The 19,067-nt window shown below is 68.1% G+C and carries 25 protein-coding genes and 1 pseudogene; 13 read left to right on the top strand and 13 right to left on the bottom strand.

Going from position 1 to position 19,067, the window contains the following annotated elements:
* Positions 1–91: 91 nt before the first annotated feature.
* The 3 genes from ACTWQI_RS09590 to ACTWQI_RS09580 all read right to left on the bottom strand — a co-directional run bounded on the left by ACTWQI_RS09590 (position 92) and on the right by ACTWQI_RS09580 (position 2,143).
* Positions 92–1,015 (bottom strand): WXG100 family type VII secretion target, encoded by a 924-nt coding sequence (locus tag ACTWQI_RS09590; RefSeq protein ID WP_443269326.1) that lies wholly within the window; start codon positions 1,013–1,015, stop codon positions 92–94.
* The gene (locus ACTWQI_RS09585) at positions 1,012–1,326 is read right to left on the bottom strand and encodes a hypothetical protein (RefSeq protein ID WP_443269325.1); all 315 of its coding nucleotides are present in this window, start codon (positions 1,324–1,326) and stop codon (positions 1,012–1,014) included. Before ACTWQI_RS09585 ends, ACTWQI_RS09590 begins: the two co-directional genes overlap by 4 nt.
* A 460-nt stretch (positions 1,327–1,786) precedes the next feature.
* Positions 1,787–2,143, bottom strand: coding sequence for a hypothetical protein (locus tag ACTWQI_RS09580; protein ID WP_443269324.1), 357 nt, complete (start codon positions 2,141–2,143; stop codon positions 1,787–1,789).
* Positions 2,144–2,569: 426 nt separating this feature from the next.
* Between ACTWQI_RS09580 and ACTWQI_RS09575 the strand changes: the two genes are divergently transcribed.
* Both ACTWQI_RS09575 and ACTWQI_RS09570 read left to right on the top strand, forming a co-directional pair.
* Complete coding sequence (locus ACTWQI_RS09575; protein ID WP_443269323.1) at positions 2,570–2,758, top strand: hypothetical protein; 189 nt, start codon at positions 2,570–2,572, stop codon at positions 2,756–2,758.
* A 7-nt stretch (positions 2,759–2,765) separates the two neighbouring features.
* The gene (locus ACTWQI_RS09570; protein WP_443269322.1) at positions 2,766–2,942 is read left to right on the top strand and encodes a hypothetical protein; all 177 of its coding nucleotides are present in this window, start codon (positions 2,766–2,768) and stop codon (positions 2,940–2,942) included.
* Positions 2,943–3,085: 143 nt separating this feature from the next.
* Here ACTWQI_RS09570 and ACTWQI_RS09565 read toward each other — a convergent pair whose 3' ends face one another.
* The 3 genes from ACTWQI_RS09565 to ACTWQI_RS09555 form a co-directional block, all read right to left on the bottom strand.
* Positions 3,086–3,520, bottom strand: a complete 435-nt coding sequence (locus ACTWQI_RS09565) for a nitroreductase/quinone reductase family protein (RefSeq protein ID WP_443269321.1) — start codon at positions 3,518–3,520, stop codon at positions 3,086–3,088.
* A gap of 102 nt (positions 3,521–3,622) precedes the next feature.
* The gene (locus tag ACTWQI_RS09560; RefSeq protein ID WP_443269320.1) at positions 3,623–3,982 is read right to left on the bottom strand and encodes a hypothetical protein; all 360 of its coding nucleotides are present in this window, start codon (positions 3,980–3,982) and stop codon (positions 3,623–3,625) included.
* Positions 3,983–4,053: 71 nt separating this feature from the next.
* Positions 4,054–4,527: a hypothetical protein gene (locus tag ACTWQI_RS09555; RefSeq protein ID WP_443269319.1), complete on the bottom strand. Its 474-nt coding sequence runs from the start codon at positions 4,525–4,527 to the stop codon at positions 4,054–4,056.
* A gap of 6 nt (positions 4,528–4,533) precedes the next feature.
* Here ACTWQI_RS09555 and ACTWQI_RS09550 point away from each other — a divergent pair, with 6 nt between their 5' ends.
* A complete protein-coding gene (locus ACTWQI_RS09550; protein WP_443269318.1) occupies positions 4,534–5,598 on the top strand; it encodes a WXG100-like domain-containing protein in 1,065 nt (354 codons plus the stop codon).
* Positions 5,599–5,639: 41 nt separating this feature from the next.
* Positions 5,640–6,044, top strand: a complete 405-nt coding sequence (locus tag ACTWQI_RS09545) for a hypothetical protein (RefSeq protein WP_443269317.1) — start codon at positions 5,640–5,642, stop codon at positions 6,042–6,044.
* Between the two features lie 75 nt (positions 6,045–6,119).
* Here the strand turns inward: ACTWQI_RS09545 and ACTWQI_RS09540 are convergent, their stop codons facing one another.
* The 5 genes from ACTWQI_RS09540 to ACTWQI_RS09520 all read right to left on the bottom strand — a co-directional run bounded on the left by ACTWQI_RS09540 (position 6,120) and on the right by ACTWQI_RS09520 (position 9,021).
* Entirely contained in the window at positions 6,120–6,485 is a 366-nt protein-coding gene (locus ACTWQI_RS09540; protein ID WP_443269316.1) for a hypothetical protein, read from the bottom strand.
* A gap of 149 nt (positions 6,486–6,634) precedes the next feature.
* On the bottom strand, positions 6,635–6,928 hold the full coding sequence (locus ACTWQI_RS09535; RefSeq protein WP_443269315.1) for a hypothetical protein: 294 nt from the start codon (positions 6,926–6,928) through the stop codon (positions 6,635–6,637).
* Positions 6,925–8,043, bottom strand: a complete 1,119-nt coding sequence (locus ACTWQI_RS09530) for a hypothetical protein (protein WP_443269314.1) — start codon at positions 8,041–8,043, stop codon at positions 6,925–6,927. The genes ACTWQI_RS09535 and ACTWQI_RS09530 overlap by 4 nt, the downstream gene beginning before the upstream one ends.
* Before the next feature lie 146 nt (positions 8,044–8,189).
* Positions 8,190–8,609: a hypothetical protein gene (locus ACTWQI_RS09525; protein WP_443269313.1), complete on the bottom strand. Its 420-nt coding sequence runs from the start codon at positions 8,607–8,609 to the stop codon at positions 8,190–8,192.
* Between the two features lie 67 nt (positions 8,610–8,676).
* A complete protein-coding gene (locus tag ACTWQI_RS09520; protein ID WP_443269312.1) occupies positions 8,677–9,021 on the bottom strand; it encodes a hypothetical protein in 345 nt (114 codons plus the stop codon).
* Between the two features lie 146 nt (positions 9,022–9,167).
* Here ACTWQI_RS09520 and ACTWQI_RS09515 point away from each other — a divergent pair, with 146 nt between their 5' ends.
* Positions 9,168–9,737, top strand: coding sequence for a hypothetical protein (locus ACTWQI_RS09515; protein WP_443269311.1), 570 nt, complete (start codon positions 9,168–9,170; stop codon positions 9,735–9,737).
* A 90-nt stretch (positions 9,738–9,827) separates the two neighbouring features.
* Positions 9,828–10,541, top strand: coding sequence for a GNAT family N-acetyltransferase (locus ACTWQI_RS09510; RefSeq protein ID WP_443269310.1), 714 nt, complete (start codon positions 9,828–9,830; stop codon positions 10,539–10,541).
* Positions 10,542–10,797: 256 nt separating this feature from the next.
* Here the strand turns inward: ACTWQI_RS09510 and ACTWQI_RS09505 are convergent, their stop codons facing one another.
* Both ACTWQI_RS09505 and ACTWQI_RS09500 read right to left on the bottom strand, forming a co-directional pair.
* On the bottom strand, positions 10,798–12,345 hold the full coding sequence (locus ACTWQI_RS09505; RefSeq protein ID WP_443269309.1) for a hypothetical protein: 1,548 nt from the start codon (positions 12,343–12,345) through the stop codon (positions 10,798–10,800).
* A 74-nt stretch (positions 12,346–12,419) separates the two neighbouring features.
* Complete coding sequence (locus ACTWQI_RS09500; protein ID WP_443269308.1) at positions 12,420–12,848, bottom strand: hypothetical protein; 429 nt, start codon at positions 12,846–12,848, stop codon at positions 12,420–12,422.
* 484 nt (positions 12,849–13,332) lie between these two features.
* Between ACTWQI_RS09500 and ACTWQI_RS09495 the strand changes: the two genes are divergently transcribed.
* The 7 genes and pseudogenes from ACTWQI_RS09495 to ACTWQI_RS09465 all read left to right on the top strand — a co-directional run bounded on the left by ACTWQI_RS09495 (position 13,333) and on the right by ACTWQI_RS09465 (position 18,937).
* Positions 13,333–13,671: a hypothetical protein gene (locus tag ACTWQI_RS09495; RefSeq protein ID WP_443269307.1), complete on the top strand. Its 339-nt coding sequence runs from the start codon at positions 13,333–13,335 to the stop codon at positions 13,669–13,671.
* Between the two features lie 76 nt (positions 13,672–13,747).
* The gene (locus ACTWQI_RS09490) at positions 13,748–15,076 is read left to right on the top strand and encodes a hypothetical protein (protein ID WP_443269306.1); all 1,329 of its coding nucleotides are present in this window, start codon (positions 13,748–13,750) and stop codon (positions 15,074–15,076) included.
* A gap of 58 nt (positions 15,077–15,134) precedes the next feature.
* On the top strand, positions 15,135–15,632 hold the full coding sequence (locus ACTWQI_RS09485) for a hypothetical protein (protein WP_443269305.1): 498 nt from the start codon (positions 15,135–15,137) through the stop codon (positions 15,630–15,632).
* A gap of 60 nt (positions 15,633–15,692) precedes the next feature.
* Positions 15,693–16,205: a hypothetical protein gene (locus ACTWQI_RS09480; protein ID WP_443269304.1), complete on the top strand. Its 513-nt coding sequence runs from the start codon at positions 15,693–15,695 to the stop codon at positions 16,203–16,205.
* Positions 16,206–16,425: 220 nt separating this feature from the next.
* Positions 16,426–16,662, top strand: a complete 237-nt coding sequence (locus tag ACTWQI_RS09475; RefSeq protein ID WP_443269303.1) for a hypothetical protein — start codon at positions 16,426–16,428, stop codon at positions 16,660–16,662.
* A 401-nt stretch (positions 16,663–17,063) separates the two neighbouring features.
* A complete protein-coding gene (locus ACTWQI_RS09470) occupies positions 17,064–17,861 on the top strand; it encodes a hypothetical protein (protein WP_443269302.1) in 798 nt (265 codons plus the stop codon).
* 254 nt (positions 17,862–18,115) lie between these two features.
* Positions 18,116–18,937, top strand: a pseudogene (locus tag ACTWQI_RS09465) (IS5 family transposase).
* Positions 18,938–19,067 lie beyond the last annotated feature (130 nt).

Genomic DNA, 19,067 nt, shown 5'->3' with positions numbered 1-19,067 from the left:
GAGTGCCACCGCCGCTTCTTGCATATGCGGGGTACGGGAGGCGGGCGACACCGAACGCTCCTGAACGGGAGACGAGCGCGCGGTCCCTGGCTCAGCCGAACGCGCCGCGCCGCTCGGTGTCCTGACCCGTGCTGTCGGCCGGGTTCGCCCCGCTCGCTCCCTCGGCCTTCGCCAAGGACGCGCTCGTCCGTCGCTCGGACGGCGGCCCGCCCTGCTCGGCGCTTTGCGCGGACTGGGCGCCGACGGTTGCGGGTTGCTGCCGCCCGGTCGCCTCTTCCGTACGGTCGGCTCCGCCGCCCCGGCCCGACTGCCGGGGCGGTTCCCCGGCGGCAGTCCGCTCCGGCCGACCGCCGGGTTCCGCGCCTGCGCTTCCCCTCGCCCGCTGGTTGTCCGCCCTCTCCGGCGTCTCTGCAGGCGGGTCGAGAGGTGACGGGTCGGCAGGCTGCCTGCCGGGCGTCCGGATCCCGCGTGCGATGCCGAGTCCGCCGCTGGGCCGCTCCTTGGGCGGCTCCTGCACCTCCGGCGGCCCGAACGGGTCGGCCGTACGCGGCGCCGCGCTCGCCCCGCGCGCCGCCGTACGCGCCAAAGACGTACGGCCACGGCCACCGCTCCTCCCTCCGCCGAATACCGAGCCCAGCGAGGCGCCGAGCTGAGAGAGAGCCATCAGGGCGTAGGCGGCCTGGTACGCGACCGGAGTGGAGGCCTGGTCGGACTCCTGGTCCGCGTCGTGGTGGTCGTCCGCCCCGGCCGGATCGCGGGACTCCGCCATACGGTCGGCGGCGGCGTCCAGGTCGGCGGCAGCCAACTCGAAGACGGGCACGGCCTCGTCGACGGACTTCCGCAGCTGGCTCCAGTCCGCGTCGAACGCCTCGGCGGCCGGGCCCTGCCAGTGCGTGGCACGCGCGTTGGTCACGCCGCGGTCGAGCGTGCGGACGATGTCGTCCAGCTGCTTGCCCATCTCCCGCCATCCGGCGGAGGCCTCCCGCAGCGCCTCTGCGTTGCCGTCACGCGTCACTGGACACCCCGCATCAGCTCGGTGATCTCGGCCTCGGCTGCTTCGGTGTTCAGCGCGCCTTCCCGCATACCGCTCCCGACCTCGTCCAGGCGCTCCTGCAGCCGTCCGATGACCTGTCCCGCCACCTCGGACAGTTCCAAGAGCCGTTCACCCGGCCCCGCTTCCGTGGTCCCGAATCCGTCGCGCAGCACCTCCGCGTCGGTGCGCCGCTTGAACTCGGAGAGATGGCGGCCCAGGTCGTAGGCGTGCAGGGCGAAGGCCGTACCGAGTTTTCGCAGCTCATCGGTGCTGACGTGGACTTCGTCGGACATCTGTATCTCCCCGGGTGAGCTACTCGCAATACGGCCGAACCAGGTCTAGCACACCCGTTCCGTGGCCCGCGGAGCCGTCCGTTCCGAGCGGAGGTGGCTCAGGTGTCGCCCTGGTCCGGGCTTCCTTTCGCTACACGCGTGAGCCGGCTGACGTGGTTGCCGTCCCCACCGGATCTCCTCGTTTAGTCGACGGCCTGTCACGTTGCCCTGGACACGCAGCCGATCGCGGGTCAGCGGCGACACGGCGGCTGTGGTCACAGGCAGTAGGCCAGGCGGGTCTGTCTACCCGGCGGCAGTCACAACCGCCCCTGACCAGCGGGAACGTGATCCCCGGTGCGCGTCCGGCGGCTTCGCCTCGACGAAGCGGTCACGCTACAGACGCCGAAGGCCCAGGCTCAGGACACATGGCTGAGCCTGGGCTTCGGCGTCTACGAGTTCCGACGAGTGCCCGCCGGTAGGTTCAGCACCGGATCGGCTTGAGTTTCGAGGTCTTCTTCGCGACGAGCTTGCCCGAACGGTTGTAGAACCATGCTTTGGTGAAGTACAGGCCCTCGCCTCCGCATTGCTTGGAGACGTGGTACCAACCCGACCCATAGAGGTAACCGCTCATGCACTTCTTGGCGGTCACCGGCCCCTGCGGCCAAGTGGGCGGGTCAGTGAACCAGAGCTGGACGCAGATCTTGCGCCCATTCGAAGTGCCCTTGATGCTGCCCTTCGCGTAGATCCGGCCCTTGGATTTGTACGGCATGTGGGCCTTGTAGGTGGTGGCTTTCGCCGCCGACAGCTCGGTCGAGGTAGACGCAGCGGCGCTGCTCACTGCGCCCCCGGCTAATGACGCCAGTGCAATACCGGCGCATCCAACGGTCAAGATTTGCTTGCGTGTGAACATCAGACTCTTTCCTGTCATGAATGGTCTGCAACCCCAGGCCGAGTGCGGCCGCTCGCTCAGCCCTCACGACCGCCCCGCTGGTTGTTCGTCTCGAATCCTGGGGCGGGTGCGTATCGGCGCGGTATCGGATCGGTATCGCCGGTCCGCCGGCTGGGACGGCCGCACGATGATCGCGGTGAACGGCCGTGACCAGCATGGAGCCAGCGGTCTCCTCCGCTACCGGGCGCACCTCCGGCCCCGGCCTGCCGCACGCCAAGTACCAGGCGATGGCCGAGCTGCAGCGGATGGGTGTGCCCGCGCAGAACGTCGCCGCCGTCCACACGGAAGCCTCCGCCCGCCCCGCATCGCGTCCCGGTGCCCGCGGACGTCCCGTCCGCCGAGCCGCTGCGCGATGTCACCCTCGGCCGCCACCTCACCGAGGTCTTCGGTGCCGACGACGTACGGCGCTACGACGCCGACGACGTGACTGAACCGCCTCGGCGGACAGGTCCGTATCGGTTCGGACGGGGTGGCTGCGATCACGGTGCAGTGCACGGCGACTGAGCACACGATGAGCCCCGTCGGCCAGGTCTGGGCGGTGGCGCCACGCGACGCCATGACCCGTCGCGTCAACGCCTCGGTGGCTGCGTTCGCCCGCCCGCTGGCGCTGCTCGCCGGCACCCGGCAGCGGATGCAGGGCCTGGACCCGGTCGGGGCCGGCGCGGGGGTCGCGGCGTTCCAGGAGTAGCTGGCCGCGATCGACGCGACGGCGCTGGACGACCCGCAGAACTGGTGGTCCGTGATCGTCGAGCAGACGGACTGTTCTGACCCGTTGTACGGCCAACCATGCGGGGCGCCGAAGCCCACCGACGATGATCTGAGCGAACGAAGCTATCCGGTGGCTGCTTCACTGCTGTTGAGATCGATGCGCACGGTGAGCAGCTCGGTTCCCAAAGCCCGTACCGCCGCAGCATTCAGTCGACGGCTCAGGTTGTGGCTCAGCTTGCGCTGGCGTTCCCTCGGGTCATCCTCTGGCATCACATACGCCGTCCCGCTCCGCCATTGGCCCCGGACCTTCACCCGCACGCATGGATTCGCCTCAATGTTGCGGACGTACGCGGCACGGCGGCCATGTTCGGCGATGATCCAGAACGTGTCCCCTTCGAGACCTTCTCCCACCGGTATGCGCCGTGCTTGGCCGGATTTGCGGCCGATCGTCTCCAGAAGTGCGTGGCCGGGCAGGGACACTCCACGCAGCAGAATCCACCTGATCAGCGGGTTTGCAACACGCTTCTGAAACGTACTCACGAGCTGATACTTGTCCACCGCGTGATCATAGGAGCGGCAGCAACATTAGGGCCATACTGGGCATGGCCCCAGGAGCCCGCAGCGCTGCAGTGTCTCCGCGCGGGCGCGGGCGCGGGGTGCTCAGTGCGGCATCGTCTCCGCGAGCCCAAGGCCGATCATGCCGACGACCAGCACCGTGAATCCGAGCCGGGTCCGACCCCGACGGCTGAGTTCGGCCATCGCCCCGCTGACCACGACGGCCGCCGCGAACAGACCGATGTTCAGTGCGCTGCCTCCGGCGGCGATTGCCTTGATCAGCCCGGCAATCGCGGCGGCCATCAAGACCAAGCCCACGAGGACGTAGGCGTTACGGGTGGTCTGCGGGTCAGTCCGGCGCATCTCGCCATGCATCATCGCTCGCCGCTCCCGGGGAGTCGACGTGGCCCACCGGAGGCCGAAGTTGTGTTTGCGCTCGGATTCGTCATTGCCGGAAGCGGTCATGGGGCGACAGCATAACGGCGGCCGTCGTCGCAGCTCCCTGGCCACCAGCCTCCCGGCACCGGTCCGTACGGTCATGCCCGCACGGTCAGCACCAGAACAGCGGCCCAGGCCAGCTCCACGGCGACCACGCCCACCAGCCATCGCGGACTGCGGTTGCGCCGGGCACGCACGGCCAGCACCCCCGCAGCGGCCACGAGCGGCACACCGATACCCGCCACGACGCGGGCCGCGATGCCGTACCTCGACGGGTCGGCGGTGAAGCCGATCGCCAACAGTGCCAGACACGCTCCACCGATCATGACCGTGAGAAGCATCGCCAGCACAAGGGCCTGGCTCCACATGCGATCGGAGAGTTCCGGGTCGGCAAACCTGCCCAGCGGGCCGTTCGCGCGCGGACCGTCAAGATCAAAGCGCCCGTTGTCGTTTCTGTCGTTCCACACGCCCTGTAAGGTACCCACGCCCCGCAAGGCGGCGAAAGGCGTCGCGAACAGGGGGCTGAGTTCGGAACGTCGGGGGTCTTCGTGGCTGACTTTGCAGTAGAACACGCCGATTTGACGAAGTATTCGGCACAAATAGGGCGGGCAGCCGAGGACCTCGAGCAGGCCAAGCGTTACTGCAGCGATCACAGCAACATCGCCCTGTCCAACGAGGGTTTGATCAGCCTCTGCCTCACCACCCACACGGCGACGACCCAACAGGTCACCGCCGCGCTCAAAGCCTCGCAGGAGACGGTCCGCGCCTCGGGCCGCGAGATGGAGAATGCCGGCACGTACTACCGCGAGACCGACAAGGAGACCGCGGCCAAGCTCGACGCCACGTATCCGGCGAGCAAGCGGGGAAGCACCCCGGATTCACCAGGGGCTCCGACCTCTGGCTTTCCGGACAAGGTGGAACCGACCAGTTTCCTCACCCCTCCCAAGCTCCCGGAGGAGTTCTCACAGGGACTTCTGCTGGATACCTTCAACGACGCCAGCGACCTGATGAGTCCGACGTATTGGATCACCGAAGCGTACAACGCGATCTTCGGGTTCAACCCGCTCGACGAGGTGATCCAGTGGTTCGCGGGCGACTGGGAATCCTTCGCCAAGTGCGCCGAGCTGTGGACGAACCTCGGCGAGGCCTGCGAGGGCGTGGCGACCAATCTCACGGCGGGAAACACCACACTCGACGCCACCTGGAACGGTCATGCCGCAGATGCCGCGCAGGTGTACTTCGAGGGGCTGGCCAAACTCCTCAACGAGTCCAAGTCCACCTTCGACTCCCTCAGCACCGAATACGGGCAGCTCGCCCATGCGGCATACTCATCGGCCGAGGCCATCAAGGGAATCATCGGCGGCATCATTGACGGCCTGCTGATCGTCGCCATCGAAATGGCCGCCGGAACTCTGCTGTCGTGGACGGGTGTCGGTGCGGCGGTCGGCTACGGCCTGGCCGCCCTGGAGATCGCCAACATCCTCAGGCTGTGGGGGCAGGCCACCGCCATGTTCGCCAAGGCCCAGGCGATCGTCAACGGCGGTGTGGGCGTCATCGAGGCTCTGGGCACCACGATCTACCACGCGTCGACGACCTTCCCGGCCCCCGGCGGGGGTTACAACCACCCGAACGAGAAGATCTGACCGCGCCCCCCGGCCCACGACGTACGGAAAGAAACGTGCCCATGAGCGACGACGAACGACAGATAGGCGACGCCGACCTCACGAACATCACCGGCGGCGACGAGGTCCGCGCCCGCGCACTGCGCAAGACCCTGCAGAAGCTGGCCGGCAGCGAGCAGGCGGGGCCGGCGCTGCAGGAGATGGCGCGCGAGGTGCTCGCCGGGCGGGTCGGCCTGCGCGAGGCGATGCGGATCAACTCGTACGCGGAGGCGCTCGGCGAGCGCGTCGCGCAGGCGCGGGAGGCGTACGAGCAGCTCTCCCCGGAGGAACTCGAACGGCAAAAGGAGGAAGCCCAGCGCTTCCTGGAGGCACAGCGCGAGGAGATCGAGGAGGAGCAGCGGGAGCAGCGCGGTGGCTCAGGCACTGGGCGCCCGCCGCGCCACAGCGGCCACGACTGGAAGCTGTGACTCCACCGGGCGGCTCGGCGGTGGTGCTGTCCAACGGCCCGCGCACTCGCTCTCGGGCGGGCCGCGTACCCCTTCTTAGTGGGCGGACCGCAGAAGCTGATCAGCGACGGCCACGGCACCGAGCCCGGCCACCAGCAGCCACATGCCCAGTCGGGTCCGGCCACGGCGGCTCAGTTCGATGACGACGCCGCAGAGTATGAGCGCCACCCCGTAGACGCCCACCGTCAGCACCGAGCTCTGCTCGCTCAACCGCACGACGAGGGCGATGGCAGCCGCGGCCATGAAGACCGCGGCCACGGCGATGCGGATACGGCGCGCCTGCCGAGGGCTCAGCGGTCGCTTCCGCTCCTCCACGAGGTCGCGCCGCTCCTCGGGCGTCGCGGTCTGCGACCGCAGCTCCAACTGCTCGCCGTCGAGTTCACCCTTGTCGGTTGAAGTCATATACGGAAGCGTATACGTGCGGTTATCGGACACCCGCCCACGGCCCCGGTGACCGAGATCGCGGCCGCCGCCCTCTGCAGCGGCCGCGACTCCCGGGGGCGCCCCCTGCCGCTCCGGCCGGCGCCCTCAGCTGGCTGTGGCGGTCGCCCTCAGGCCATCAGCCTGATCAGCAGCCCTGTCGCACCGAGCGAAAGCAGCAGGACCACCATCCCGGCGATACTCCTCGCCATCCACGCCTGCCGCCGGCCCTGGACGACCAAGAACGTCGCCGCCGGGCAGCCGACGAGCAGCGGGACGACGGCCCAGCCCGCGTTCCCCTTCGCCAGCCCGATCACCGACATCACCAGGACGATCGCCGATACTCCGGCAGTCGACCAGAGCAGGGTGGTCAGCCCACGGTCGTACGAGCCGCCCACCTCGTAGTCGTCCTGCTGCACGGTCACACCGCCTTGTGGTCGTATCCGCCGCTGACCTCGGGGAAGTCCTTCACGGCGTTGAAGGTCGCCCCCATGATCGCCGAGCCGGCCGTAAGGGCTCCGGTGAGGGCCAGGGCGACCTTGGTGTACTGGGCCGTCAGCTCAGCCCACCTCATCACCGCAAGCAGGGCTTGCGAGGCAGCCAGCGCAGCGCTCGCCGCTCCCGCGAAGGCCCCGACACCCGTGGCGGACGCGGCAATCGCCGCCGCCTGGAAGACCATGGCGGTGATGATGCGGTCGGCGATGAAGGCCAGTCCCGCTTTGAGGACTTCAGCGAGCGAGAAGATGAAGTGGGCGACTTGGTAGTAGTGCCCGTCGAGTGAGGAAAAACCCTCCTCGATCTCGCGCAGCTTGGCCTGGAGCTCGTCGAAGTAGGCCCATGCCGCGTCCGCGGCGTTGCCGTCCCAGCTGCCGGCCAGGGTGTCGTTCCCGGACTTGATGTTGTCCGCGATCGCCCCGCAGGCCTTGCCGAGGTTGGCCCATGCCGTTCCGCAGTCGGTGTACGTGTCCCAGTCGCCGGTGACCCACTTCAAGGCCTCGCCGAACGGATCGATGCCCAAGAAGAGTTTGCAACCCTCATTCACCAGCGCGGACGGGCTGCCGAAATCCAGCATAGTGCCGATGGTCTTGTGCACCGGCGCGAACTGGTACTCCGCCAGGTGCCCTTCCGCGTAGTTCTTGTCCCCGCCGACCGGCTTCAGCTCGGCCCCGGCGTCCTTGGCGTCGTTGAACGAGGCACCGCTGCCCGAACCCGCGCTGTCCGGAGCCGGCTTCTTGGAGCACGGATAGGTGGCATCCACGCGCGCCGCCTCTTCGCGGTCGGTGTCGCGGTAGTAAGTGGCGACCTTGCCCAATTCACCTGATGCGGAGTCGAGAATGCGGCGGACCTTGGTCATCACCTGACTGCCGTCGTCGACGTACTTCTCGTGCTCGCTGGAGCACATCTCCCACAGCTCCGCCGCCAGGCCCTTGTCGACCGTCACTTTCTTGAGGTAGTCGACACAACTACTGACGTCTTCGACAGCGCGCCCGACCAGCTTTCCGAACGACTCGACATCGCCCGACTCCACTCGAAATGACATGACTCGTATTCCTCTCCCCCGCGACCGCGACGGTCCGGTGTCGCCTTCGGTCCTGTTCTCCCGTACATCAGTTGCTGTGCGCAGCGCGTGTCTGCCTGTTGAGCTGCTCAGTACGTCGGCGCAGTACCTCCGCTCAGCACGGCGGCTCAGTACGTCGGCCCACCGCGCTCGCTATGCTTCCCCGGCCGCCCGCCGCCCGCCTCGCGCTTCTCGGCCTCGATCTCCCGCTGCTCCTTCTCGATGAGCTGCTGCCCCTGCTCGGCGAGTTCCTCGCGCTCACGCTCGGACATGGACTCCCACTCCTCACGGAAGGACGCGTTCTTGGAGATCAACTCCTCGCCGTACGCGCTGTGCGAGACCGCGTCGCGCAGCCCCATCCGCCCGGAGAGCACCTCACGGGCCATCTCCTGCAGAGCGTCGCCCGCGCCGCCGTCCGAGAGCTGCTGCAGCGCCTTGCGGAGCAGCCGTGCTTCGGCCTGGCTCTGGGTGATGTCCAGGAACTCCTCGTCCCCGACCTGGCGCTCCGGCGATCCGCTCGTGCCACCGCTGCCGCCCGTACCGTTCATGCGTGCCCCCTATCAGCCGGTCGCGCTCTCGTGAACTGCCGTGCTTCGTCAGCCTCTTCTCGCGACCTCATCGACTCACCGAGTCGCCGAGTCCCGCCACGGCACCACCGACGACGATCACCACGAACGCCAGGCGAAGGGAAGCGCGCCGGGCGAGCAGAACACCCAGAGCGGCGAGGATCGTGCCCGCGGCGTAGAAACCGGTCCAGGGGCCCACGTCATCGCCGCGCGTGAGGCGGAAGATGGTCGCGACCACGCCGAGCACGGTCAGCAACGCACCGAGCGCGGTGTACAGGAGGCGTTTCTGCCGCACCTGGCGCTCGGCATCCGCGGCGAGGCCCGGCTCCCCCTGCTGCTGGAAGCCAGCCCGCATCTGCTCGGTGCGGTCGCCCTCGTTCTCGTATCCCGTCATGCGTCGGAATTCTATGAAGCCCGGTGTGGGTCCTTGGGCTTGGGGTCATAGACTCCCGCACCATGTCCACGCCTACACCACATTCCCCTTCCCCTGGTTCTCCCGACCCCAATGCGACGGTGGTACGCACGGGGCGCCGGGGCCTGATGACCGGCCTGCCCATCTGCCTGATCCTGATCGCGCTGGGCCTGGCCGGACTGGTCGGACTGATCATGTTCGTCACCGGTACAGCCCCCCGTGAGCCCTCCGTACGCGGGGTGATCGGGATCGTGGTGATGCTGGCGCTCGGCGCCATCGGGGTGCTCTTCGGCATTCCGATCTGGTTCGGCAGGCGCGCCGCGGTATCGGTGGACACGGTGGGTGTGTGGCTGGACAACGGCCGGGCGCGACAGGTGATCCCCTGGGCCGTGCTGGCCGGAGTCGGCGTGCAGTGGAGTCGTATGGGGCGCGGGGCGAAGCAGTACTCCATCGAACTGTGCCCGAGCGGCTCGATCGACGACCGTGACCCGGTGCTGTGGGCGCTGGTCCGTGACGAGGAGCCGATCGGCCCCGACCTGCCCCGGCTGCGCTACCGGCTGCCGGTACCGGCGGGTGCCCGCGACAAGCTCACAGCGGCCGTACGTCAGTACGCGCCCTCGCACCTGTGGCTCGGCGAGGCCCAGCGCGAACCCGGCCACCTCGGCGTCCCGGACCGCAGCCGCCGCCCAAGGGGCTGAGCGCGACCATCGCTGCGACGTCCAGCAACTGACTGTGGCCGGGCGTAATGCGGTGGCAGCAGTTCACGATCTGTTGCTTGGATGAGCGGCGTGACATCTGTGGATCTTGAGGAACGCCGTGAACTGCTGGACAGGCTCGAGCAGTACTACGACGCCGTTCCCCGTTCCGGTGCCCGGGTCGAAGAGTTTGGGCCTCTGACGCTGTTCATCCGGGAGGGACAGGGCTGGCCCTTCTACACACGCCCGGCCCTGGGGTGGTCCGGATCGGTGAGTGCCGCCGATGTGACCCGGGTGCGCGTTCGGCAGCGGGAGCTAGGCATCCCGGAGAGTTTCGAGTGGGTTGCCCAGACCACGCCGGCACTGAGGACCGCAGTCGAGCAGACGGGGCTCGTGGTGCGCGAGCACCCCCTGATGGTGCTCGGCCCGGACGTACCGACCCCCTCCGTGCTCAAGCGGCCCGACGGCGTGGAGCTGCGGACAGTCGGACCGGACGATTCCGTGCTGCCGAGCGCACTGGCCGTCCCTGACCTGGCCTTCGCCGACCCCGGAACCCGTGTCGGTGTGGTCGGCGTGGCAGAACTGAACGAGGCCGTGCAGGCCCGCGCCGGTGACGGCTCGGTGGAACGCATGGCGGCACGCATCCTGGCCGGCCTGACCTGCGTTGCTGCCGCAGTGGAGGACGGAACGGCGCTGTGCGCCGGTCAGCACCAGCCGGTAGGAACGGTCAGTGAGATCGTCGGGGTGGGAACCCTGCCGACCGCCCGCGTCGTGGCCTTGCGCTCGCGGTCACCACGGCGCTGGTAGCCGACGCCCGATCGCGAGGTGTCGAGACGATCTTCTTGTCAGCGGGCGATGAGGACGTCGCCCGGATCTACGCCCGGCTCGGCTTCCGCCACGTGGCCACCGCACTGATCGCCGAGCCTCTCGAGTAGCGACGATGGCCCACGCCATGTCCGGATCCACTTCCCCAGCGTCCGACTCAAACTGTGCGGGCACGAGACACGTTCGGCGCTCAGGACGCAGAGGGCGACACCCAAGACCCGCTCGCCTTGAGGCGCTCTCAGCAGCCGGTGCGGGTCTCGCCCTCAGCCCCGCCCTCGGGCCGGACCGGCGGCGGCGTTGGCCGCCTCGTTGGCGGCGGCTTGATGGCCCTGAGGCAGAGCCCGTAGAAGCCCCAGACCATCAGCGTGGCGAAGAACGCGACGAACCATCGCTTCCCGCTGTCGAGGTCCCAGTCGCCGTCCTGGACGAGGAGGAGTGCGAAGAACAGGCCGATGACGGACAGGGTGAGCATGCCCCGGTTCGCACGGGCCGGCCACGCCGCACGCGGATCGAGCGTCCGGACGCGGCGCCCGGCACCCATGAATGCCTCTGCACTGCGGGCATCAACGGCCACCGCCTTCAGCCCGGCGACAGGAAGCCGCCCGTGCAGGCACCACCCGTCGTCTCCCACGAGCACGCCCGAAGCGAAGAGATCCGTGCTGCCGCGCCTATCCCAGTACAGCCACACGTCCGCCCTGCCCAGCGCCTCGGCGAGTTCCGCTCCGGCAGCGGAGTCGACCAGGAACGTCACCCGTCCGGCCTCGGTATCCATGGTGAGGCAGTGGTGGACACCGGACGCTTTCCGCCCCTCGGCCTGACCCTCGTCGGAGGACCACGTCGACCCGCCCACGACCGTCCCGCGCAGCGCGCGACCGCCGGGGTCGATCCGACGTCGCCATGGGCCCGGCCGCGACTCGTACCTCAACACCGCAAGCATGCCGCCCGATACGAGCAACCAGCAGCCGAATACCGTCCAACGTTCGGCTGGGGTGAAGGACTCCCCGGCGAGAGCCTCGCGCAATTCCGCTGCATCGCCGGAGAACACCCCACGGGACGGGGCCTCCATGGAATACAGCACGGAGATCCGGTCACCGACGCCCGGGCGCGCGTCGCTGGTGACGTCGACGTCCGCTTCCTGGTCCCCGTAACGGGTCGGGAGGGAGACGGTGACCCGACCGGTGTAGTAGCCCTCGTCGAAGTCGTGGAACTCCATCTCGCGAACTTCCCGGATCGGTACGGTCCGTACGACCGCGGAGCCGTCCACGTCCATCCACTCGACCTCCGGCTTCACCTCCCGCCCGCCGACGGCCAGCGCCCACCAGCCGACGGCCACCGTCCCCAGACACACGCAGAACGCCGCCCGCCGGCACCGGGAGAACCACCCGCCCGGCAGCCGCTCCGGCAACGGCGGTACGGTCCCGGTCTGCACACCGCCGGCGCCACCGCCGCTCCGGCCCGCACGGCGAACGGCATAGGCGTACGTGTCGCTGAGCCCCACCTTGCCCGCCACCACGCTGCAGAACATGACGAGCGCCGTCAGCGCAGCCAGTACGCCGAGGCAGCGCATGACGATCGCGTACCGGAGATCGAGGTCCGTCAGGAACAGCCAACCGGCCATGAAGCCCACGACCGCCACCGCCCCGCCCACCGCGGCCACCCACCCGACCACGACCGACGGCCCCAACGCCCACCGCCGCACCGGCCTTACGGTCGGCGCCGCAGCCTCCGCGCCCTTGTCGAGCGACACCCGAACGTCGTCCGAGTCCTTCACTGCTTCCCTTTCCATTCCCTGCTCACCGACCGCCGACAACGCACAGCACCCTTGCCCGCCCCCGGCGAGGTCAGTTGGACTTCATGACCTCAGGGAACGGGGTCGGTGTGCCGGAGGCGATACGGGAAGCAGGCGAGGAACGCGTCCAACTCCGGTCCCCGGAGCCAGACTCGGACCCACGATCCGTCCTCAAAGCCGATCTCGTACGTGTCGTGATACACGGCTGTACGATCACGCAGCCAAGCCACCTGCCGGACGTCCGTACTCCAACCCGGCTCTACGACGCCGATGTCGCCCTTCTGGCGCCCGTGCTGCACGTACACCACGTGCAACCGCCTTTCGGTCAACTGCAGCACCTGGAGCACGCCGGTCGTCTTTGCACGAGGATGCAGTGCTATCGCGAGCTGCCCGGCCAGACTGTTCCATCCGCCCTTGAGAGGCTTACCCCTCTTGCGCTCCCATTCGAAGAGCCAATCGAAGCCTCCCAGGTATTCCCAGAAGAAGCCGATGATGAACACCCGCCCGAGCAGCCGCCTCGTCCCGACCCACCGGTCCCCAGGCATCCGCTGCCCGCGAAGGACCAGTGGTCGACGCCACCTGCGTGGTTTCGGCAAGCGCTGCCCTGGCCACGCGAACTGGCTTCCCAGCGGTCGTTCGCCGACTGGCACCGCGTGCGCTGCTTTCGCCTTCGCCTCCGGCAAGCCCCGGAATGCGGCCCGCAGACTTGTCTTACTCACCCGAACGCCTCCCGCGCCGTCGCCACCACCCACCGCGGTCGATGCCGCAGTGGGCCAGACGGACAGGAACCTTCGGCGTCTTCGGCACAGCGCGGCAGCCCTCCAAAATTCGTCAGGCCAGTACCAACAGCACATGCGTTCCCGAGGGCCCTCACTCAACTCCGGTGGGAGCCAGGGCTATACTCACTCACTGCCGACGTGCTCGCGTCAAATATCGGATACCTTCAGCTCCATACGGAACGTAGAATGACATGGGGGATATGGCGTGTCAGCCGGGACGGAAATCGAGGATCCGGTAGCGCTCAATCATGCGGGCATCGGCGCGCGCGAGATCGCGAGGCAGACGCGAACCGTCGGCGCTCATCCGGTGGACGAGACGCGCTCGGCATCCCGGGACTTCGGCACCGGCAACTGGGATGGCGGGCTGGGCGGGGCGCTTACCGGCCTGGCGGAGACCTGGTCAGCTCAGGTCTCCGCACTCGTGGCCGACTGCGACAGCCTCGCCGGCCAGTGCGGCGGTTCGGGAATCCTGTATCAGCGCACCGAAGACGCGAACACGCAGACCATGCGCTCTCTGTCGAGTGAGCCTTCGCCCTTCGGCTGAACCAGGCCCTCCACCCGCCACCGCCACCGCGCCAGCCTGACAAGACTCACGACTCCACGGGGGACTCGCCGAGCTCATGCCGACGTACGAGGAGCTGTACCACCTCAACCTCAGCAACCTCCAAGCGGCCGCCGACCGCTGGGAGGAGACCGCCACCAAGTTCAAGGGCCTGCACACCGCGTACGGCGACCAGGTCGCCCGCCCCTTCCGGCAGGCCGGCTGGACCCAGCCCGTCTTGACGGCGGCCAAGGCCGACAACGACGTACGCGCCGCCCAGCGGCAGTTCGAGAGCGCCCACCAGGAGGCAAAAGGCATCGCCGGTGTCCTCACGTCACTGCACACCGAGCTGAAGAAGGCCAAGGACGACCTCCACCACCTCGCCGACGTCGAGGCCAAGGAGCAGGACCTCCACGTCAGCACCACCGGCACCGTCACCCCGCGCTACGACCTCTCCCAGGACACCGGCGCCCGCCACGACCCCGATGGCCAGGCCGCCATCCGCGAACAGCAGGAAGCCTGCGAGGCATTCGCCCGCCGCATCGAGCGCATCCTGCAGCGTGCCGCCGACGCCGACGAAACCGCCTGCTGGGCCCTGCGCCGCGATCTCGGCGGAAGCCGAAGCGACTTCAACTCCAAGGTCGTCACCTCCCTCGACGACGCCGACGCCACCCGCGCGGCCGAGCTGATGAAGAAAGACACCCGCACGAATACCGACGGGTGGGTCGCCGAAGGCGAGGCCGAAGCCTCCGGCCCCGGCGTTGGGACATCGGCCACGGGACCCGACACCGGGGCTGGCAAGCTGGGCGAGGCCGAGGCGCATGCCGACCTCGGCCGGGCGAGCGCAGAGGGCTCGCTCACCAACGGCCCGATGAAACTCGCCGGGGAGGCCGAAGCCTATGCGGGCGCCAAGGCCTCCGCGGCCGGCGGCATCACCAACGAGGGCATCAAGGGCGAGGCTGGCGCCTTCGCAGGCGGCGAAGCCTCGGCCAAGGGCCGCGCCGACGCTGGCCCCGTCGGCGTGTACGGACGGGCGGAGGCCAAGGCGGGCGCTGAGGCGGGCGTCAACGCCGGGGCAGGCCTCGAGGGGCTGCAGGCGGGCGCGGAAGCGTTCGCCGGCGCGAAGGCCGGCGCCGCGGGGGGCGCGGACATCGGGGGCATCGGGGCGGGTGCGACGGCCGAGGGCTGGGCCGGCGTCGGGGCCGAGGCCGAGGCGACTCTTGGCAAGGGCACAGACGGCAAGTGGCACATCGGCGCGAAGGCGGGCGTCGCCCTGGCGCTCGGCGGCGAGGTGGGCTTCGAGGTCACCGTTGATCCGGGGAAGATCGCCGACACCGCGAGCGATGCGGCCGACGCCGTGGGCGATGCGGCCGGGGCGGTCGGCGATGCGATCGGCAGCGTGTTCTGATGCACCCTTCCACAGACCCACTGTCGTAGGCACACTGCCGTAGTAAGGAGGGCCCGAGATGCCCACGACCCTGCCCGTACCGATCGAGTTCGAACTGCCGGAAGGTTGGCGCGCCGCACCGCCGGATGAAGTCGGCGCACGGGGCGCGGCGTTCGTCGCGCTGCATCCGCAACCGGATGACGGATTCACCGCGAACATCACGATCGATGGCGAGTACCGCCCGGATGAGGCGACGCTGTCCGAGATCGCCCATGAGTCTGTGGAGCGCTTGCGCCAGGCCGCCACGTCGGTCGTGGTCACCGGCCGCCGCGAGATCGGCTCTGCGGATGCGCCCGGTTTCACGCAGACGCTGGCCGTCTCGACCGTCATCGGCGGCGTGCGCCGCGACCTCGTCCAGTCCCAGGTGTACCTTTCCATGCTGGACGTTGCCGATCCGCGCGAGCGGGCGGTGATCCGCCTGGTCCTGACGGCCACTGCGTCCCAACACCCCGCCGTCCTGGACGACTTCCAGGACTTCGTGCGCACAGTTCGCCCGGACACCAGCGCAGCTTCGTAGCGCGTCCCGCGGAAGCGGCAGATCTTGCACCGTCAATCCGACTCCTCATAGGTTGATTTCATGGGACTCTTCGACAGGCTGACCGGAACCAAGCGCCCCGCCGACGGTGTCGCCCCGCGATCCGCCGCTGAGGTCCAGGCGGCTCTACTCGGCCTCAACCGCCCTGACGTCCCATACGTCATCCGGGACGGCCGCGCGGAGGGCGCGGACCTGGTGGCCGAGTGGCGCATCCTGGACCCGGCCTGGCAGACCTTCTTCGTCCGCACCCAGGTGAGCCGAGTGTTCCAGGTCCGTATGCGCCTGGTCCCGGAGAAGCACGAAGTCCGCTCCCTCGACCAGCAATACGAGGTCACGTGGGTTGGCGACACCCCCAGGCTGGCCATCGCGGCCGAGGCCCAACGTGGCCAAGTGCAGACGGTCTCGAAGCGCTGGACGCTCGGCGGGGGCGAAGATGGCGGCCTCGAAGCGACCGAGACATTCAGCTTCGACAGCTCTGACCTGAAGAACCCCCTGCAGGACACCGTCCTGGGCGCGGGGTGGACCTGGCGCGGAGTCATCGCCGGCAAGCTGTGAGATTGGCGGGACCACACCGACTTGCCTGCGTGAGTCTCATTCGTCGAGGGCGGGGAACCTGGAGCTTCGCGGCATGGGGCTGCTTCTATTGATTCGGTCAAGGTGCGCGGGCTTGTTCAGGCAGTCTGGTCGTCCTTCGGCTGGTAGAAGCTGCGGTGTTTGAGAATGGCGTGCAGGACGTCGACGCGGCGGCAGGCCAGAGACAGATCAGGACGGCGTCGTGACGGCCCAACGAGAGGAACTCGTCGTTGCGGAGCGGGTGCTGGTCCGGCTGAACGAGCAGCCCGAGGCCGAGGCTTACGAGGCTCTCGCACCGGCTCCCGGCCAGACGGCGGACCGGGTGGTTCTGCTGGTGCCGCACCGGGAGAGGGCGGAGCTGGGAGTTCCGCAGGGTCATCCGGGGTTCCATGCCGACCCGGCCTCGTTTGCCGGAGTCATGGGCGGCGACCTTTCCTGATGCCGATGGCGCGGCGGATGTCGGATGTCTGAGGTGGTGTGGGTCTTTGCACTGGGCTTGATCCGCTTTGACGGACATCCGAGATCAGGGGTTACGGCCCCGGGAGGATGTCCACCATGGAGAGGATGGGGAAGAAGAAGCCGCGTCGCAGGCGGTCGTTCACGCCAGAGTTCAAGGCCGAGATCGTCGAGCGTGTGCCGGCGCGGAGGCCGCTCGATTGGTCAGGGGGCGAAGGACTTCGACCTGACCGAGACTGCGGTGCGGCTGCGGATCAGCCAGGCGAAGGTCGATGCCGGTGAGGAGCCCGGTCTGAGCTCGGATTTCCGTCAATGCGAATCTGTCCAGCAACTTCAGGCAATGCACTGTGCCGACATGCCACGTCTGTCCATAGAGCGCAGTTGGTGACCGCGTCGTTGGATCTCGCCGAGGACTACCGCGGCGTACTGCTCGGTGTCGCTCGTACGCTCTCGTTCACAGATCCGGACGAGCCCGCCGAAGCACCGGCCAGCCCGGACTGTTCTCAGCTCCGGATTCGTCTCAGAAGAAAGGAGTCGTTTCGGGTGAACACTGGAAAGGGCGAGGAGCGCGCTGTGTCAGAGTCAAGCCAAGCGCCTTACGCGACTGATGGAACGGACTTCCGTGGGGCGTTGAGGCACCACTACATTTTCGCGCTGAAGCGCTTCGCAAAGCGGGGTCCGATCTTCCTGGCTGTGTGGCTTCTGGCGTTCTACTCGGAGATCGATTACCTGTTCCTACCGGGCCTTGTGGGATTCTTCGGGTTCATCGTCACGGTGATCTTCTTGTGGAGCCGGGTGCTCTGGATCTTGAAGTGCTCGCGGGTCTTCCATACCTACCCCCTCGAATTCCGGGGGCCGGTCACCAATGTGAGGAAGGACGGCGAGTTGCTCTCCTTCCGCTTTCATGGCCAGGGTCAGGAAGCCACGATGCGCGCGAAGGATCCTCTGGGGCGTCGCAGGTGGCCGGAGGGCATTTCGGACGGTGTGTGGTTCGCAGGTGATGATCCGTTCGGCGGGGCGGCCATAGTGCCGGGCAGTGGTGAGCTGCTGTTCATGCAGCCGAACGCGTGGAGGCTGTTCGCCGGGGAGCGGAAGAACGCGGGGCCGGAGCGCATCAGGCGGTCATGGCGCGCCTGGATCAGGTGGCGGGTCAGTTTCCGTCTCCGCGTTTACGGGACGTAGGTGTGCGGGGCCCTGTCGAGCCCAGGTCTTTCGGCGTGGTCACAGCACGTCTGGTTTCGCAGTGATGTGTCGGCTTGGAGGTGACCGGATTCCTAATCTGCGCGTTTCACTTGCCACGGTGCCCGGATCTTGAGCGGGAAAGCGAAAGTGCCTTCTGAACTGGGACGATGAGGCTTGTCTAACAACGGCTAACACAATGAGGTGGTCCGGTTCTGGTAGCCGTGCCTGGATGGTGAGTTGGCGTTGTCGTTCGCGTGGGAGCGCCGCCGTGGATCGTGTCGGATGAGCTGTGGGAGCGGATCGAACCGCTGCTTCCAGCAAGGAACGGCGGTTCCGGTATCCGGACCGCAAGCCGTTGCCCGACCGCGAGGTCCTGTGCGGGATCCTGTACGTGCTGCACACCGGTATCCAGTGGGAACACCTGCCGAGGGAACTGGGCTTCGGTTCGGGCTTGACGTGCTGGCGGCGGCTGCGGGATTGGAACGAGGCCAGGGTGTGGGAGCGGCTACACGAAGTGCTGCTGGGTGAACTGAACGCGGCAGCGAAGCTGGACTGGTCCCGCTGTGTAGTCGACTCCTCCCATGTCAGGGCGTTAAAAGGGGGATCCACACGGGCCCGTCGCCGGTCGACCGGGGCCGGGCCGGCTCCAAGCACCACCTCTTCACGGACGGTCGCGGCACTCCGCTCGCGGTCATCCTGACCGGCGGCAACCGTCACGATGTCACCCAGCTCCTGCCGCTACTCGACGCCATCCCGCCCGTCCGGTGCCGCCGTTGGGCGGCCCCCGTCGGAAGCCGGACTCGCTGTTCGCCGACCGCGGCTATGACCACGACGTTTACCGCGAGAAGGTCCATGCCCGAGGAATCGTGCCAGCTATCGCGCGGCGCGGCACCCGGCATGGCACAGGACTGGGTACCTACCGGTGGGTGGTCAAGAGGACCTTTGCCTGGCTGCACGGCTTCCGGCGTCTGCGCGTCCGCTGGGAACGGCGGGCCGACATGCACGAAGCCTTCCTCAAACTCGCCTGCTGTCTGATCAGCCACCGACAACTCAGCTCCTTTTGTTACTCAGGTTGAACTCGCCGTGTCGCAGGCGGGTGGATTCACCGCAGGTGCGGTCCGCGGCCAATATCGAGCGGTCCGTGTGTCATGCGGGCAGTAGCTGGAACCCCCGTCCCAACTTGGCTGACTGCGGCTGCTATTTGTC

It is taken from the genome of Streptomyces sp. KR80 (assembly GCF_052245555.1).
GTDB lineage: Bacteria > Actinomycetota > Actinomycetes > Streptomycetales > Streptomycetaceae > Streptomyces.
The sequence above is the reverse complement of the archived record's forward strand: the minus strand, read 5'-3'. Positions and strand labels throughout refer to the sequence as shown.